Source organism: Methylophaga lonarensis MPL, from assembly GCF_000349205.1.
GTDB lineage: Bacteria > Pseudomonadota > Gammaproteobacteria > Nitrosococcales > Methylophagaceae > Methylophaga > Methylophaga lonarensis.
On the sequence record NZ_APHR01000065.1, the window covers coordinates 1 to 14281 of the forward strand.

Annotated in this window: 15 protein-coding genes; 1 reads left to right on the forward strand and 14 read right to left on the reverse strand. The window is 50.7% G+C overall.

All coding sequences use genetic code 11. The features are described from left to right. Positions 1–3: 3 nt before the first annotated feature. Positions 4–1542: an ABC transporter substrate-binding protein gene (locus MPL1_RS11110; protein WP_009727230.1), complete on the reverse strand. Its 1539-nt coding sequence runs from the start codon at positions 1540–1542 to the stop codon at positions 4–6. A 274-nt stretch (positions 1543–1816) separates the two neighbouring features. Between MPL1_RS11110 and MPL1_RS11115 the strand changes: the two genes are divergently transcribed. Continuing rightward, positions 1817–2929 carry a GGDEF domain-containing protein gene (locus tag MPL1_RS11115; RefSeq protein ID WP_040577131.1) on the forward strand — a complete coding sequence of 371 codons (1113 nt, stop codon included), beginning with the start codon at positions 1817–1819 and terminating at the stop codon, positions 2927–2929. Here MPL1_RS11115 and MPL1_RS11120 read toward each other — a convergent pair whose 3' ends face one another. From MPL1_RS11120 to MPL1_RS13725, 13 genes are all read right to left on the reverse strand, one after another. Next, positions 2930–4684 carry a TadG family pilus assembly protein gene (locus tag MPL1_RS11120; protein ID WP_009727232.1) on the reverse strand — a complete coding sequence of 585 codons (1755 nt, stop codon included), beginning with the start codon at positions 4682–4684 and terminating at the stop codon, positions 2930–2932. After that, positions 4681–4998: a DUF3613 domain-containing protein gene (locus MPL1_RS11125; RefSeq protein ID WP_009727233.1), complete on the reverse strand. Its 318-nt coding sequence runs from the start codon at positions 4996–4998 to the stop codon at positions 4681–4683. The genes MPL1_RS11120 and MPL1_RS11125 overlap by 4 nt, the downstream gene beginning before the upstream one ends. 29 nt (positions 4999–5027) lie before the next feature. Continuing rightward, the gene (locus MPL1_RS11130; RefSeq protein ID WP_009727234.1) at positions 5028–5696 is read right to left on the reverse strand and encodes a tetratricopeptide repeat protein; all 669 of its coding nucleotides are present in this window, start codon (positions 5694–5696) and stop codon (positions 5028–5030) included. Further along, positions 5693–6604, reverse strand: coding sequence for a type II secretion system F family protein (locus MPL1_RS11135; RefSeq protein ID WP_009727235.1), 912 nt, complete (start codon positions 6602–6604; stop codon positions 5693–5695). The genes MPL1_RS11130 and MPL1_RS11135 overlap by 4 nt, the downstream gene beginning before the upstream one ends. A gap of 27 nt (positions 6605–6631) precedes the next feature. Continuing rightward, positions 6632–7537 (reverse strand): type II secretion system F family protein, encoded by a 906-nt coding sequence (locus tag MPL1_RS11140; protein WP_009727236.1) that lies wholly within the window; start codon positions 7535–7537, stop codon positions 6632–6634. Beyond that, positions 7530–8807, reverse strand: coding sequence for a CpaF family protein (locus MPL1_RS11145; RefSeq protein WP_009727237.1), 1278 nt, complete (start codon positions 8805–8807; stop codon positions 7530–7532). Before MPL1_RS11145 ends, MPL1_RS11140 begins: the two co-directional genes overlap by 8 nt. Positions 8808–8819: 12 nt before the next feature. Continuing rightward, entirely contained in the window at positions 8820–10040 is a 1221-nt protein-coding gene (locus MPL1_RS11150) for a hypothetical protein (protein ID WP_009727238.1), read from the reverse strand. Further along, positions 10040–11422 (reverse strand): type II and III secretion system protein family protein, encoded by a 1383-nt coding sequence (locus MPL1_RS11155; protein ID WP_051057074.1) that lies wholly within the window; start codon positions 11420–11422, stop codon positions 10040–10042. The genes MPL1_RS11150 and MPL1_RS11155 overlap by 1 nt, the downstream gene beginning before the upstream one ends. A gap of 16 nt (positions 11423–11438) precedes the next feature. Further along, entirely contained in the window at positions 11439–12293 is an 855-nt protein-coding gene (cpaB, locus tag MPL1_RS11160; protein ID WP_009727240.1) for a Flp pilus assembly protein CpaB, read from the reverse strand. 198 nt (positions 12294–12491) lie between these two features. Further along, positions 12492–12998 (reverse strand): TadE family protein, encoded by a 507-nt coding sequence (locus tag MPL1_RS11165; RefSeq protein WP_009727241.1) that lies wholly within the window; start codon positions 12996–12998, stop codon positions 12492–12494. A gap of 12 nt (positions 12999–13010) precedes the next feature. Then, positions 13011–13571, reverse strand: a complete 561-nt coding sequence (locus MPL1_RS11170) for a prepilin peptidase (RefSeq protein ID WP_009727242.1) — start codon at positions 13569–13571, stop codon at positions 13011–13013. Positions 13572–13586: 15 nt separating this feature from the next. Further along, positions 13587–13772 carry a Flp family type IVb pilin gene (locus MPL1_RS11175; RefSeq protein ID WP_009727243.1) on the reverse strand — a complete coding sequence of 62 codons (186 nt, stop codon included), beginning with the start codon at positions 13770–13772 and terminating at the stop codon, positions 13587–13589. A 319-nt stretch (positions 13773–14091) separates the two neighbouring features. Continuing rightward, the coding region (locus MPL1_RS13725; RefSeq protein WP_009727244.1) for a hypothetical protein at positions 14092–14281 on the reverse strand (190 nt) is incomplete at its 5' end.

Consider the following 14281-nt stretch of genomic DNA (forward strand, 5'->3'; position numbering starts at 1 on the left):
TATCTATCTCGATACCCGAGGTCCAGCCCAGTGTGAGGCATCCAAATCCTTTTGCTGATATTCATCAATCATCACTGACCATTCTGTAGGTCGTGGTCTCATCAGAATACCTGCTCTGGCGTAGAGATCTCTCAGGAACAAAACCATACGTCGGGTATCTTCATTGTCCTGAAAGAAAGTCATTTCAAATTCGAAATTATTTCCGTCAGCGTCCTGAAGCACACCATCACCATTCCTATCCGCGTAACCGGCTTCTGTAAGCAACTCACGAGCACGAGTCAGATCAAAAGGTATTGGCTGATTGGCAGGATCATGCTGTGGTGAACGCGGGCTAAAAGGACTGACAGCGGGCTCAGCATAACCAATAAAAATCTCGTCAATGATTCGATTTACATCAGTCAGCATCGACATCGCCCTGCGCACCCGAATGTCGGCAAAACGAGTCTGTTCTCCGGCTCGCTCCTGATTCCATCCGATGTAGTTATATCCAGCAGTCGGACTCATATATTCGAAATGGGAGGAGCGCTCCATCAATGAAGAGTCATCGAGCAGGCGTTGATACTCACGCGGTCTGGCACCGTAAACATCGATATCGCCATTCCTGAAAGTGGTCAGACGTGCACTGTCGTTTTCAATCACTCGCCATACAATTCGGTCGAATGAAGGATCAACCGGCCCCCAGTAGCGCGGGTTTCTCTCCAGCTCAATCCTGCCCTGGTCGGGAGTCCAGTTTTCAGGGTCCAACATTCTGTATGGACCTGAGCCGAGCAGCAATCCCCTGCTCTCGTTAAATGTACGTGGGTCGTCGATGTATTTGCTGTAAAAATGCTGCGGCAGTATCGACATGGAGCCAGCCAGCTGCAGACTGTTGAAATAGGGTTCGTTGAATACAAACTCAACATGGTAGTCGTCAAGTGCCGTGACACGTTCGATGCGAGCCAGATAGGCTCTATGTCGAGGCGCAGCAATGATTTCGTTCATGATGAAATCAAAAGTAAACTGCACGTCATGGGCTGTCAGTGGAACGCCATCGGAAAAATTGACATCACGTCTAAGCGTGAACGTAATGGTGAGTCCATCAGATGAAATCACCCAGTCTTCCGCAAGAAGACCGCTCCAATCCAGCGTATCCGGGTCACGAACCAGCAATGACTCAAGCACATAGTTCTGCACTTCGGATGAATAAGCATCCGATGACACAAGCGGTGTCAAAGTACGAATACCGGAACCAAACGCCAGCATCAGCCAGTCTCCCGCAGCATAGTCAGTTTGCTCGGCAGCCTCACGCACTCGCTCGAAGGCATCAGGTTTTTGTCGCTCACTGGCGACAACTCTGGTAGTTGGTGATTCAAACTGCGCATTACGCAGATTATGTTCAAGCTGTCTCAGCAAACTGCGAGTTCTGCGTATGTCTTCCGCCTGTTCCTGCATGATTCGTGTCATGTCATTCATGCGGGCCCACTGTCGATCAATTTGCACCATCAACAGCACCATCAGCACAACCAGTAAGGCAAAAGCCAGCCAGCCACCTAATCGACTCATTTTGTTATTCCGTTGTTGTTATGTTCAAGCACATCAGCTGATGACAGCGCGCCACTCAGACCTGTATTTATTGCCTGCCGTCAGCTAAATTTTTGGCACCAGCACTGGACACCCTGTTTTGCAGGATGGTTCCAGCACCACTGTGCCCGAAGTCTGCAGATTGTCAATATTGCCATGTGGTGGCAGTGCTGACAAAATGCCTTCATATAAGGACATGACGCGGTATAGAAATGCAGACGCTGTCATCTTGAATCAGGCGACTTGGGAAAACAGTGTGATAAATCCGCACCAACTATCGGCCTTTCTATTCAAAGAACTGCATAGACATCCTATCGCTGCCCTGTTGCAACACTTGGCTTTTGTTGCCTTGCTGGCTGGCTATCTTGTCACTCAATTGACTACCGGACTATTCTTGAGCTGGCTGATAATTGCAATGACGGGGGCTATCTGGCAGTGGCTGATCAGTCAGCGATACCAGCGACGCACCGGTACAGACATTCAAAACCACCAAATCTCCTCTGTCAGTCTGGCTGCCCTTGGAGCAGGTCTCAGCCTCGGTCTGACTGCGTTACTGTTTCCACAGCTCGACGCTCACACCAGAATTGTCATCGTACTGATACTGACTGCAGCAGCGGCAGCTGGAATCTTCCGTCACAGTGCCTTCCCCTCGATTTATCTCGGTTTCATGCTGGGTACGCTATTGCCGACAATTGTCATGCTGTTGTTCATGAGCGGAGATCCTGACTGGCAACTGATACCCGCGCTGCTGCTGACCATTTGCCTGCTGTACTATTCGGCTGCACAACGACGTCAGGATCTGATGGACGATCTGATTTCCCGTTTTGGTCTGGAATCGGATGCAGGTGAGGATAAATTAACCCACGTCGCTAATCGCCGCCGTTTTGACCAGGTACTCAACGAGGAATGGTCCCGAGCCAGCCGCTCCGGATTGCCCATATCACTGATTATGGTGGATATCGATCATTTCAAGAAATTCAACGACCACTATGGTCATCAGGAAGGCGATCGCTGTCTGGCTATCGTTGCTCAGGCACTGGCTGAATCAGCACGCCGTCCCACAGACTTTGTTGCCCGGTATGGTGGTGAAGAATTTGTGATCGTACTCAACCAGACCCCGCGCAATGATGCCTATCAGCTGGCAGAACAAATGCGTAAACGGGTTGAAGATCTGAAAATAGTTAATGAGGATACGGCGCTGGGACAAGTCACCATCAGCCTGGGCGGCGTGACTGTGTTTGCTGATCCCGCCACTTCACCAGAAACAATGGTCAGACTGGCTGATGACGCCTTGTATCAGGTTAAAACTGCTGGCCGAAACCAAGTGCACTGGCATCACAGTACATTGACTGACGCCAACGATAGCTGATCACATCATCAGATCGGGTCGGTCCATTTCAACTGAAAACAGTTGTACAGAAATTGCTCCGCCATCTATGCCCAACACCGATAGCAAGGGGTCGACAGTGGTCTGAGCCAGAGCGACCAGTATCGGGGCAAGCAGTTGTGATAACAGTGCATCCACAATCAACTGGTCCAGTAATGGTACAGGCAGCACACCCAGCAAGGTCACATCTGTTGTCAAACTGCCGGACAGGTTTTCCAGACTGGCACCGACATCTGTTGATGCTGTCTGCACCATTGGCAAGGCATCTGCATCTCTGAGATCAACGCCATAAACCAATGCTACGCCGCCTGAATGATGCAAAGGCAGTCCGAGACCAACATCGACTCGAGCGACAGGTATCTGACCCAACAACAACACCTGAGCCGAGACATCGATACGTCCCATAGTGGCTCCACTATCACTGGCACGTGTCATTCGTAAATCTGCGATGCCGGGTTGTGTGCCGATTGTCACCACAGCATGGTTGGTTTGCAGACTGCTGCACTGTATTTGCTGCAACCAGGCACTGCCTTGAGCCACTGCCAGTTGCAATGCCAAATCGACGGTTGCTCGAGCCCCAATCAAGCCAGCAACATTCAGATTGATATCACCTTGGATCAGGGTTTGCATTTCAATCTGCGCTGTTTGCACTCGGGTCCGCCACTCACCATTACTGTCACGTAGCGGTGGACCTATAGCGATTTGTGGTGGTTCAGTAACCGTCAGTTGCGAAGAGATACTGGCTATTCCGGGGAGCGTCAGATCGAGTGGCAGCAATAATGCCTGACCGCCATTGGCAACCAGCGCGGTCGTTGTTAACAGATCTAGTAGATTAATATCAGCTTCTGCAGCCTGCTCTGGTGAGTCTGTAGTCACATCAAGCAAATCACCAATTGTCAGGTTAAGCGTATCAACTGATGCCGCAGCCAGGGACTGCATAGCAGCAATCACCGCCACATCTGCGGCGCCCTGTCCAACTGCATCGGCATACAAATGCAACAGCTCAGCAACATTCATATTGGTATTCAGAAGTTGTTCAACACTGCCAGCGGTTGCGGAAGCAGAGACCAAATCGGCAAGACTGATCTGGGTTGAGGCGATCCCCTGATAACTCAGCAGGCTCAGGTTGACCGGCGAACCAAGAATGCCGGTCAACAAAAGGTTTAACAAAGCCGCATCACTGTCCGAAAGACCAAGCAACATGCTGCCAGCCGAAAAACCGGCAATGGCTCGTCGCTCAGCCACTGCTGTCGCAGACAAGGTGACATCATTGCCCAGTAAGCCCCCGGCAAAAAAACTTGCTGGCACCGAGCGCCCTGCGGTGACCCGGACCGCCGAAGCCATTGACGCATTGCTGTCGACAAATTGTCGTAAACCACCCGCACCTGTACTCAGCGTTCCCAAGCGAACATCCAGTGTGTCGCTGGGCTGAGTCATGTGGTGATGGTTTGCTGCGCTTTGCTGAGCCAGTAACTGTGCGGATTGCAGACTGCCATCACCACAGTGTCCAGCACCTGATGAAGCATCCAGCACGGCCATATCAGCCACCATTTGCAAACGTCTTTGCTCTAGCATCAATCGGCCAGTATCAATCACCAGTGCGGCAAATAATACCGCCAGCAACAGAGTCAGGATGCCCAACAATCCGATGGCACCTCTCTGATATTGTGGATGACTGCCCGACATCAGACTGCCTTTAAAGCGAGCATTAGCCACACCGAACGCAGCAAGTTTCAACGGCCACTGCTTATCTGGCCACTGTCATCGGCCGTGTAATATTCCGGTATCGGATGACTGAAACTGTCTGAATAACGTTGATAAACACGATCCGCGATGGGTCCTGACAAAGGTTGTCGCTGGGTTGATGCCTGATCCCCGCTTCGCTGCAGTTCCAGCCACTGATTTGTTTGTTGTCCCGTGACAGGCGGCTGATTGATAATCACCATATCTGGTGGATTGTGAATTACTATTGGCTGATCAGCATGCACTATTACCATGGCATTGCTCAGCAGCAGAGCTGCTGTCATAAAATTGAGTTTGAAATATCTCATACACTGAACCTCTTTACGATGAAGCATGTTTATCGATATTCACTGCTGTTACGGATTTGTTCGGCCTGCGAGGTCAAGTCAGCCAGTGCCTTTGCATCCAGCTGCATGCGTCTGGACAGTGATTCAGCTTCTGCTTGTTGATTGTTAAGCAGTAACAGCAACAGCATATTGGTCGCGGCGAGGCCAGCCTGATCATCCAGCTCCATCGCAGTTAAAAACTCTGCACGTGCCGCAGGCAACTCGCCTTTTAGCAACAACACATAGCCGTAATCATTACGCACTCGCGCATCCACCGGTAGCAGACGTGCCGCCTGTGCCAACTGTTGACTGGCTTTATCCAGTTGCTGCTGACGTCCGGCAATTAGGCCAAGACCATGATGTCCCTGACCTTGCATACAGGTATCCAGCAGTGTTTCATAGAGCTGTTCGGCGTTATCGGTTCGCCCGGTTTGTCGCAAAATTTCGGCACGCAGATAGCGGGCATGCAAGGTTTGGCTATCCAGGTTATCCAGGTGTGCCAGCGCCGCGTGTAAACGCCCCCCCGCCATCAATTGCTCGATCAAATCCAGCTTCATTGCCGTGTCTGCATCTATCCGACCCTCACAATATTGCTTGCTGCTCATGGCTGAGCGTTGCTCACCGGTCTGGGCACAACCCATGAGCGCCAGCACAAATGCAATCGATATAAGATATTTCATGACACGCCCATCAATCCCTTGGCCAAAGCCATAAATCCCGGTCCAGCCAGAAAAATCAGCAAGGCCGGGAATAAAAACACCATCATTACCACCGACATTTTGCCGGACAGGGTATTAACGTACTCACGTAGCGCAGAAAGCTGACGCTCTTCAATCAGTTGACCAAACTTGATCAGGGTGTCGCGAATATTGCCACCATGCAGACTGACTTGTTTGAGAATGGCGACCGTATCAGACAATTCATTGACTTCAAGTGGCGCAGCCATTTCGGCCAGGGCATTGGCAGGCTCGAGACCTGCGTCGATCTGCCGAAGTACCATATTCAACTCTCTGGATAACTCTGGCGTTAACACCGTGCCTTCCTGATACAGCACACGCAGGGCATGCTCGGTTGACAGACCGGCTTCAAACAACATGCGCAACAAATGAATTGCCGTGGGCATTTCTCTGGCTAGCTGGCTGCGTCTCAGCCGAGCTTTGCGACGTAAAACCTGCTTGGGCAGCAAATAGCCAATGCCCGCGGCGATAAACAGCTTTGCCCAGTCTTCCATGACTAGAGTGGCTTGTGAGAACAACAGAATAAACAGCAATATCGCTGTAAATATCAGCGGTAACATTCGTCCAGCCAGCATATAAACGGTTCGACCAGTCAGGCTGTACCATCCCGCCTGCTTCAATAACAAAATGGCTTCCTGATCTTCCAATTTGGGCAGGCTACGTCCGATCTTGCTGTGGCCCATTCGGCGAACCACCATGCGCGCCCAACTTTTGTCTTCTTCCGTATCCAAGGATTTCTGTTCAAGTAACTCATAGAAACGTCGCTGTGACGCAATATCGGCACTACGCGAACGCCACTCTGCCGCGAGCAGCAATATGACTGACAGCAGGAGTACCGTTATCAACAACATCGTCATCCAGACTGACACCCTCTCCCCCTATATGCTCTTGATCATGCGCCACAAGGCCAGCGCACCGATGCTTTGAAACACAAGCGCCGCGATCAACAGCACTTGTCCCGAGCTGTCTTGCCACATTCCCAGCATGTAGGAGGGATTCATCAGCATGATGTAAACAGCCATCAGCACCGGAAGCAAACCCAATACCCAGGCTGTCACTCGGGTTTCGCCTGTCATAGTTCGCAACTCCCGGCGGGCAGCTTCCCGATCATGAATCATTTTCACGATGTTACCGAGCATGTCCCGCACACTGCTGCCGTAAGTTCGATTAACTCGAACGGCCAGTGACACCAGGTACAACTCCTGAACCCGGTATAAGTCAGCCGCTTCTTGAATGGCTTCACCAAGATCCTCGCCAAGCCGGTTGGCACGTAACACCCTGGCAAAGATTTCCTGCAAGGGGTTTGGCGTTTCACTGACTGCGAGTGCCAGCGCGCTCTCCATGCTGCGACCCGTGCTCAGTGCCCGCAGCACTTGATCCAGAAATAACGGCAACTGCACCAATATTGCCTTGATTCGGCTACGTGCCCGCTGCCACAACCACAGATACATCATCAGAACAGCAAACAGTGCAATCAGCAGTGCCAACACAATGCCCTGGTAAATCGCTGCAATAAACGCCAGCAAAATGACCAGACCGATCAATCCGACAAGCTGTGATTGATTGAGGTTAACGCCGGCTCGCCAGAACAGTTTTTCCACTGGATTGACCCTGTTGACCTTCTGTTTAACTTTCTTGCCGTCGATATTAATACCGGCGGTGTCAGCAAAACGGCGATTTGTCTTTTCGCTGAGTTCCTGACTATTGCTCTTGAGTACAATCCAGCCTGCTATCAATAGCAACAGTACAGCCATCACCAGCAAGAAGTGCATCGCATCAATCAAACTGCTTTCCCCTCTCAGCCTGACCATTGTGCTGAAACTTGATATTGCTGGCTTGCATGCTGTTACAGGCAAAGCTATTGCTCTGCACGTCGTAATTAAACAGCTCGTTAAGCATGAACTGTCCATCCCGATAACCGGTGATTTCAGCAATTGAGGTGATGCGACGGGTTCCATCGGCAAATCGGGTGACATGCAGCACCAAATCAACGGCCGAGGCGATCATTTCCCGCAACACATCCGTCCCACCGCGAAAATTGGCCAGCGATGACAGCATTTCCAATCTCACCAGGGCGTCACGGGTGTTATTGGCATGCACAGTGCTCATGGAACCATCATGGCCGGTGTTCATCGCCTGCAATACATCAAGCACTTCCTCGCCACGCACTTCACCCACAATAATGCGATCCGGGCGCATTCTTAATGCATTGCGTACCAGATCTCGAGCGCGAACTTCACCAGTGCCTTCAACATTGGGAGGACGGGTCTCAAGCCGTACCACATGACTGTGGCCAAGCTGCAACTCGGCAGCATCTTCAATCGTGACAATGCGTTGTGCCGGGTCAATAAAGCGGCTCAGCACGTTTAACATGGTGGTTTTACCGGTACCCGTGCCGCCACTGACAACAATATTGCAGCGAGCACGTACTGCACGTGTCAGCAAATCGAGCATGTCCTGACTCAATGATCCATAAACCAGCAAATCACTTTCGCGCAGCATTTCCCGACGGAACTTACGAATGGAAACACAAGGCCCATCAATGGCCAATGGTGGAATGATGGCATTGACCCTACTACCATCCGGCAACCGGGCATCAACCATCGGACTGGATTCATCAAGACGACGGCCCATCGGCGCAATAATGCGGCGGAGCACACGCAGTACGTGTTCGTTATCAATAAATCGCAAGCTGGATTCCTGCACCCGACCATTTTTTTCGTAGAACACATGATAGGCGCCATTGACCATGATATCGCTGATGGCATCGTCTTCCAGCAGTGCATGCAACGGGCCGTAGCCGACCAGCTCATTGACCATTTCTTCTGTCAGTTCATCCAGATCCTGACTACTGACTGCAAAATGTCGCTGATTGGCATAGTCGGTGACATGGTTATACACGTACTCCAATAACTGCGATTCTGGCCAGTCGGCCACGGGTACTTTATCTTCCTCGACTCGCGCAATCAGATAACGATGCAAGGCATATTTGATGTCCTGATAACTCTGGGTATGTTTCAGGCTAAAATCGTAGTGTGGATATTCAAAGGCCATAATCAAGTCATCCTATCCAATACGCATCCAGGCTTTTACTCTGCCGATCAAGCTGTTATTGGCGGTTTCAGAGGTGCCAGTCACCTGCTTGGAATAGAGTCTTTTTGCCATTTTGCGAACTGCCAGCGTGTAGGGATCTCTCGGTGCACACTTGAATAAACTCTCCCCTGAATTCATCATTTTCAGGCGTGCCATGCCTGATGATGGCAGAGTCATCAGCAACTCGAGATTCAGGCCTCGCGCCAGATTATCCGCATCTGGCGGCAGGCTGGGCAGGTAGTGGTCAACCACCAGTTTGATCGACGAGGTATCCGTCGACCCTTGAGTCAGTTTGCGAATCAGCTGCATATTTTGTTTGCAGCTGGGTACGCTTTGCTCCAGTACCACCAGTGTTGTGTCAGAGTTATTGACTATCAGATTGAGAAAATCTGAATAAGGTACGCCACCAAGATTGATAACAATATTGCTGAAGTATCGCTGCAAAACATTCAAGAGAACATAGACATCCGCCGAAGTTACTTCACCGATGCCATTGTGGTTTTCAGGAAGTGCCAGTAATTTCAGGCCACTCTCATGTTTGGCAAACGCGGTATCAATCAAAACCTCATCAAGACGGCGCAAGCTGCGAACAGCATCTGTGAAATCATAAGGCGCATTTATTCCCAGATAAGTCAGAGTGTCGGCCGCAGGTGTGCCCAAATCCAATAACAAGGTTTTCTCATTGGCTGACTGAGCTTGCGCAGCAAGTGCCAGATGCAAAGCCAGCATCGGTGAGTCAGCACCAGGTCGAGCACTGACCAGCGAAGTGATACGTCCTCGTTTGTCGGTAGTATGCGAAGCGACCGGTGCACGTAATTGCAGTCGATGCAGCAAACGCAGGACTTCACTGCTTTTTGTGTCGCTGGTAATAAATTCACGTGCACCGGCACGCATTGCCCCAAGCAGCAACTCATTATCTGCATGGTCAGCCACCGCAATCACCAACAGCATGGTTTTAAACGTGACCAGATCCTCGATAAATGCAATATTCTGCCGCAGGTTCTGGCTGGACAGACCTACAAACACCACCTGCGATCCAGTCAGATCCAGAAGCTGTCTGACTCTGTCTATAGAGTTGGCATCAGCCTTGACTACCTCTCCTTCCTGCTCAAGCACATCCTGCAACCAACGTGCCTGGGTTTCTCCTTCTGGCACTATCACAAAGGCATTTTTCTGTTGCTTGTTCATATTCATCAGTTGGAAAAACCAGAAGGCACCGTGGTGCGGTTAACAAAATTGCCACGTTCCAGCAGCAAGAACTCAAAATAATCCGGTTGATAATTTCGATAATGTTCGCCTGGCAGCTCCGGTAATTCAGCATCGCGGGCTATCGGTCTGACAAGATGTGGTGTCACCACCATCAATAACTCTTTGTCATTTCGATCAAGCTGACTGGAACGGAAAAAGGCGCCCAGCACCGGGATATCACCCAGACCGGGCAACTTGTCGATGTTGGACATGGTGCTCTGGCTGACCAGACCACTGATAACAAAGCTCTCACCATCGCCCAGCGCAATGCTGGTATCCGTTCGACGAATACGCAAGGCTGGCACAGCAACGCCACCACTCTGAATGCCTGCGGTAAAATCAAGCTCACTGACTTCCGGTGCTACTTTCAGGGCAATCCTGTTTTGATCAAGTACTGTTGGTGTCAGTGACAGCCGTACACCAAACTCCTTGTATTCGATGGTGATACCACTATCGACGGAACCGCCCGCACGCACCGGGACCGGAAACTCGCCGCCCGCAAGAAAATTGGCGCTTTGCCCGCTCATTGCCATCAGTGAAGGTTCAGCCAGTGTGTAGGCAAAGCCATTGCTTTCCAGCGCTGAAATAACCCCCAACAATCCCCGCCCGGCTCGACCGTAAACAAAGTTAAAGGCACCGCTATCTGGCAAAAAACCATTGCTGAGTAGCGAAAAATTACCGCCCGGACCGGACTGAACTCCAGTCAGATTACCCGGAGAGGACAAGGCCAATGTTCTGCTGGCGTTATTCTTACCGAGAAAAAAGCCTGCCGTCTGCAAACGGTTGCGGCTGATTTCAACAATTTTGATATCAATTTGCACCTGTGAATCAAATGCCAGCTGGCTGGCATCGACCTGTGCAGAATTCTCCAGATCCAGCATCTGCCGGATCTGCTGATGCTGTTCAAGTGAGGTCAGTTCACCTGACAAGACAAGACTGCCACCAGCACTGTCAGTCTGTAACTCGGTATGGCCTGACTGTTCCAGTAAAACCTGTCCGGGCATGTGATTGCGGCTTACCAGCAACGCCAGTTGATAAGGCTCATCGTGGGCGGCCTCTGACCACAACATCAGACTGGTCACCCCCGCAGCTTTAGGTGTGATCAACACCTGCTGTTCGTCTATAACGGTGACATCGGCAATTTGAGGATCACCAATTGCAATACGCTTTATTGGCTGACCAAACTGGTAGCTGTGCTGTTGACCCATCGCCAGTTTCAAAACATTGTCATAGGCCCTCACCGATTGGACAGACAACGCAAGCAGACAAAACATGACTATGAGCGACTGATTGAAAAACCCTGTAAGCGTGCAAATCCGTTTGCACATTGTCCGACGAGGCATGTCAATTCTCCTGATCTAAAGTGACGGTGGTTTCCTGGCTGCCTCTGTGCACGACGATCTTGCTCGGCGTGGGTGGCGAGGCAACAGCGCGTCGAACGGGAGCTACTGGCGTTGCCAGAACAGGGGCTGCCTCTGCCGCAGGGGCAGCAGGAGAGAAGGATTTAGTCGTAATAAACTGTCGAGGTGTTGCACTATCATCCTGCTCCTGTATCAGTGATTGTTCATGCCCAGCTTCTGCGCCGACCAGTGCCAGACGAATACGGCCGGTCGATTCCGCCAACAGCAATGCAGAAACATCCGCCTGATCAATGGCCAAAACGGCTGTTTTGCTTTGCTTGCCGGAAGCATCGTCATTTGCCGTTGCCTCAACTGAGGTGTCAGGTGCTGGCTCACTGGCATAAGCTCGGGAAGCCGTTCTGATCTGCTGTCGATCAAATGACTCCAGCGCATCACCAAATGCCAACACGCGAATATTGCTCAACAACAATTGGGCAGAACTGTTACGCCCGGTCTCCTGACCCGCCTGCAAAAACAGTAATACATCAACATAATCACCCGGCTCGATAAAACCACCCGCACCAACCACTTCATCAACTCGAATTGCCATGGCTCGTTCCCCCGAGCGGATGCTCTGAGTGAGCGTGCTGTAAACCGGAAAATGCCCCGGCAGCAACATATCGCCCACAGCAATATCCATACGCGGCACCCGGCCAATCACCGACTGACTCTCGGTAAATGCATCACTAAACGGGCGATCAACAAAAATTGTAGTGACATCGCTATCGGTAATGGGCCGACCAGTCTCGATATCACGCGCCGCAATCGTGATCGGATAACGCTCGGCCTCAACGACCACCGGTTCAACATCTGTTGCTTCAGTTACCAGCCCATTTGCCCCACCCTGGCCGACCTGATAGCAAGATAACCCACCACTGCCGCAGCAACTGCCAGCAGCAACGCCAAAACTCTTAACACAGAACTACTCATCAGTGACTCCGGTTACATTCATCATTAGGTCAACTCCTGTTCAGACATAATGTTTTGCATCTCCCCATCACAGAGCAATCATAGCGCTGGCCGATAGGTCATCAGGCAACCTCGGCACATCACCAATTGCGGGTAATCGAAGTACAGGTACCAACGGATTATTGCGATAGCCGTTATAGGCAACCGTCACCGTCAACATGCCATTGCCGGGATTAAAATTGATGGCAATATTTTGATTATCATTACCCAGCACCTGGGCACGTGCCGCCGCCGGCAACCAGCTCAACGTGTCAGCAACCACGGCACGAACCCTGGGCTCAACACCTGATGAAATATAGTCATTGGTATCCGAAAACGCGTTGGGGTCGACTGCGACTGCCGCACGAGCACCGCTGGCCGCAGCATGATTGAAGGACTGCATCAGCAGCATCGGCAAGGAATAACTGACAATGGCGTAAAACAGGGAAAAGAAAATAACAAACAGCAGAGCTGCTTCAATTGCTGCAGCGCCTCGCTGGTACTTGAGACTGACCGGAGGGTCATTGCGATTTAGATGATTGGTCAGTCTCTGCATCGCCAGTACCTGTCAACTCAGCAATGCAGGTTGCAGACTGAAAATCAGAAGGCTGAGCAGAAGACCGACAGCCAAACAACTGCCAAACGGTATAAACCTTTTGCCAGTACCAGCATACATAAAGGGCTCTAGACCACAGGCTTGCAGGTGATTGTTCAGGTAAGGCAAGTGGTGTTTCACTGATCTGCAGGCGATCAAAATCAGCAAAGCAAGTACAACCGCGAAAAGATAACTGAGCAAAAGCAACTGAAATCCAACCAGCAATGCCATAGCGGCCAGCATTTTCACATCACCGGCCCCTATCCATCTGACGACATAGGCAGGTAATGTTAATGTAAGTGCTACCAGAAAAGCGGTTATTGCGGACATCACCGGAAAGCCCAATGCATTGTGTCCATGCAGCAGCAATATTAAAACTGCCAGCACAACGGCACCAAGCGTAAGGCTGTTGGGGATTCGGCGTTGCGTGAGATCAACGTAACCACACGCAATCGCCCAGCCCCCAATCAGCCAGGGGTAGATGTCAGGGATATGCTCTCCAGTAGCTGAATTCAGTGAACTCAGCTCCAGCATGATCTGCAGCCGGCCTTATTCGCCAGTCAGTGCTTCCTGAATTCCCTGAAAGATATCCTGGATTGCAGAATTGATCCCAGGAACAAACAGGACCAGAGCTACTGCTACCATGGCTGCAACCAAGGCATATTCAATACCGCTGGCACCTTCTTCATCCCGCAGAAAGTTGACGATTCCATTTTTGATCGAAGCTAAGTCCATTGCTATGTCTCCTTGCTGTTGAAAAATCTCTAAGCCTCTAGTTGTCTTGACGCAACTTTGTTGTTTCTAATTAATTCTTAGAATATTTTTCATGAGTTTGCAACAATCCATATAAGCATTTAAATACATACATTTTCTATGGGGATTATGTTTTGAGACCCATTCCTCAATTTAGTCACGCCCCCATATCGGAAAATTATCAATACAAAACAGATAGATAAAAACAATCCAGCATTAAATGAATTGTCCAGATAAACCAGCATACAGTGCGACTCTCAAGAAGCTGGTTGTGGCGTTGGTGGGCTGGGAATCTGTCGGTTCAGAAGTGAACGCGCAAAGTTCTGAGTTTGAGCGACGTTGGTCGCTCAGCACTGTCCTCGGGCTCTATCACTACTTTGAAATCAATTTCTACTTCCGGCTCCGACTCAAGCGACGCCTGAGCTGGTGGTGTAACCGCAGTGCTTATCAATTCAGAAAGTTCTTCGGCGTCATAGACTGGCATGGTCTGA

Excerpts from the sequence above, each read along its gene's own strand:
- MPL1_RS11110 (WP_009727230.1), bottom strand. The coding sequence starts at position 1,542 with ATGAGTCGATTAGGTGGCTGGCTGGCTTTTGCCTTACTGGTTGTGCTG.
- MPL1_RS11125 (WP_009727233.1), bottom strand. The coding sequence starts at position 4,998 with ATGAGATATTTCAAACTCAATTTTATGACAGCAGCTCTGCTGCTGAGC.
- MPL1_RS11130 (WP_009727234.1), bottom strand. The coding sequence starts at position 5,696 with ATGAAATATCTTATATCGATTGCATTTGTGCTGGCGCTCATGGGTTGT.
- MPL1_RS11135 (WP_009727235.1), bottom strand. The coding sequence starts at position 6,604 with ATGTTGTTGATAACGGTACTCCTGCTGTCAGTCATATTGCTGCTCGCG.
- MPL1_RS11145 (WP_009727237.1), bottom strand. The coding sequence starts at position 8,807 with ATGGCCTTTGAATATCCACACTACGATTTTAGCCTGAAACATACCCAG.
- MPL1_RS11150 (WP_009727238.1), bottom strand. The coding sequence starts at position 10,040 with ATGAATATGAACAAGCAACAGAAAAATGCCTTTGTGATAGTGCCAGAA.
- MPL1_RS11155 (WP_051057074.1), bottom strand. The coding sequence starts at position 11,422 with ATGTGCAAACGGATTTGCACGCTTACAGGGTTTTTCAATCAGTCGCTC.
- MPL1_RS11165 (WP_009727241.1), bottom strand. The coding sequence starts at position 12,998 with ATGCAGAGACTGACCAATCATCTAAATCGCAATGACCCTCCGGTCAGT.
- MPL1_RS11170 (WP_009727242.1), bottom strand. The coding sequence starts at position 13,571 with ATGCTGGAGCTGAGTTCACTGAATTCAGCTACTGGAGAGCATATCCCT.
- MPL1_RS11175 (WP_009727243.1), bottom strand. The coding sequence starts at position 13,772 with ATGGACTTAGCTTCGATCAAAAATGGAATCGTCAACTTTCTGCGGGAT.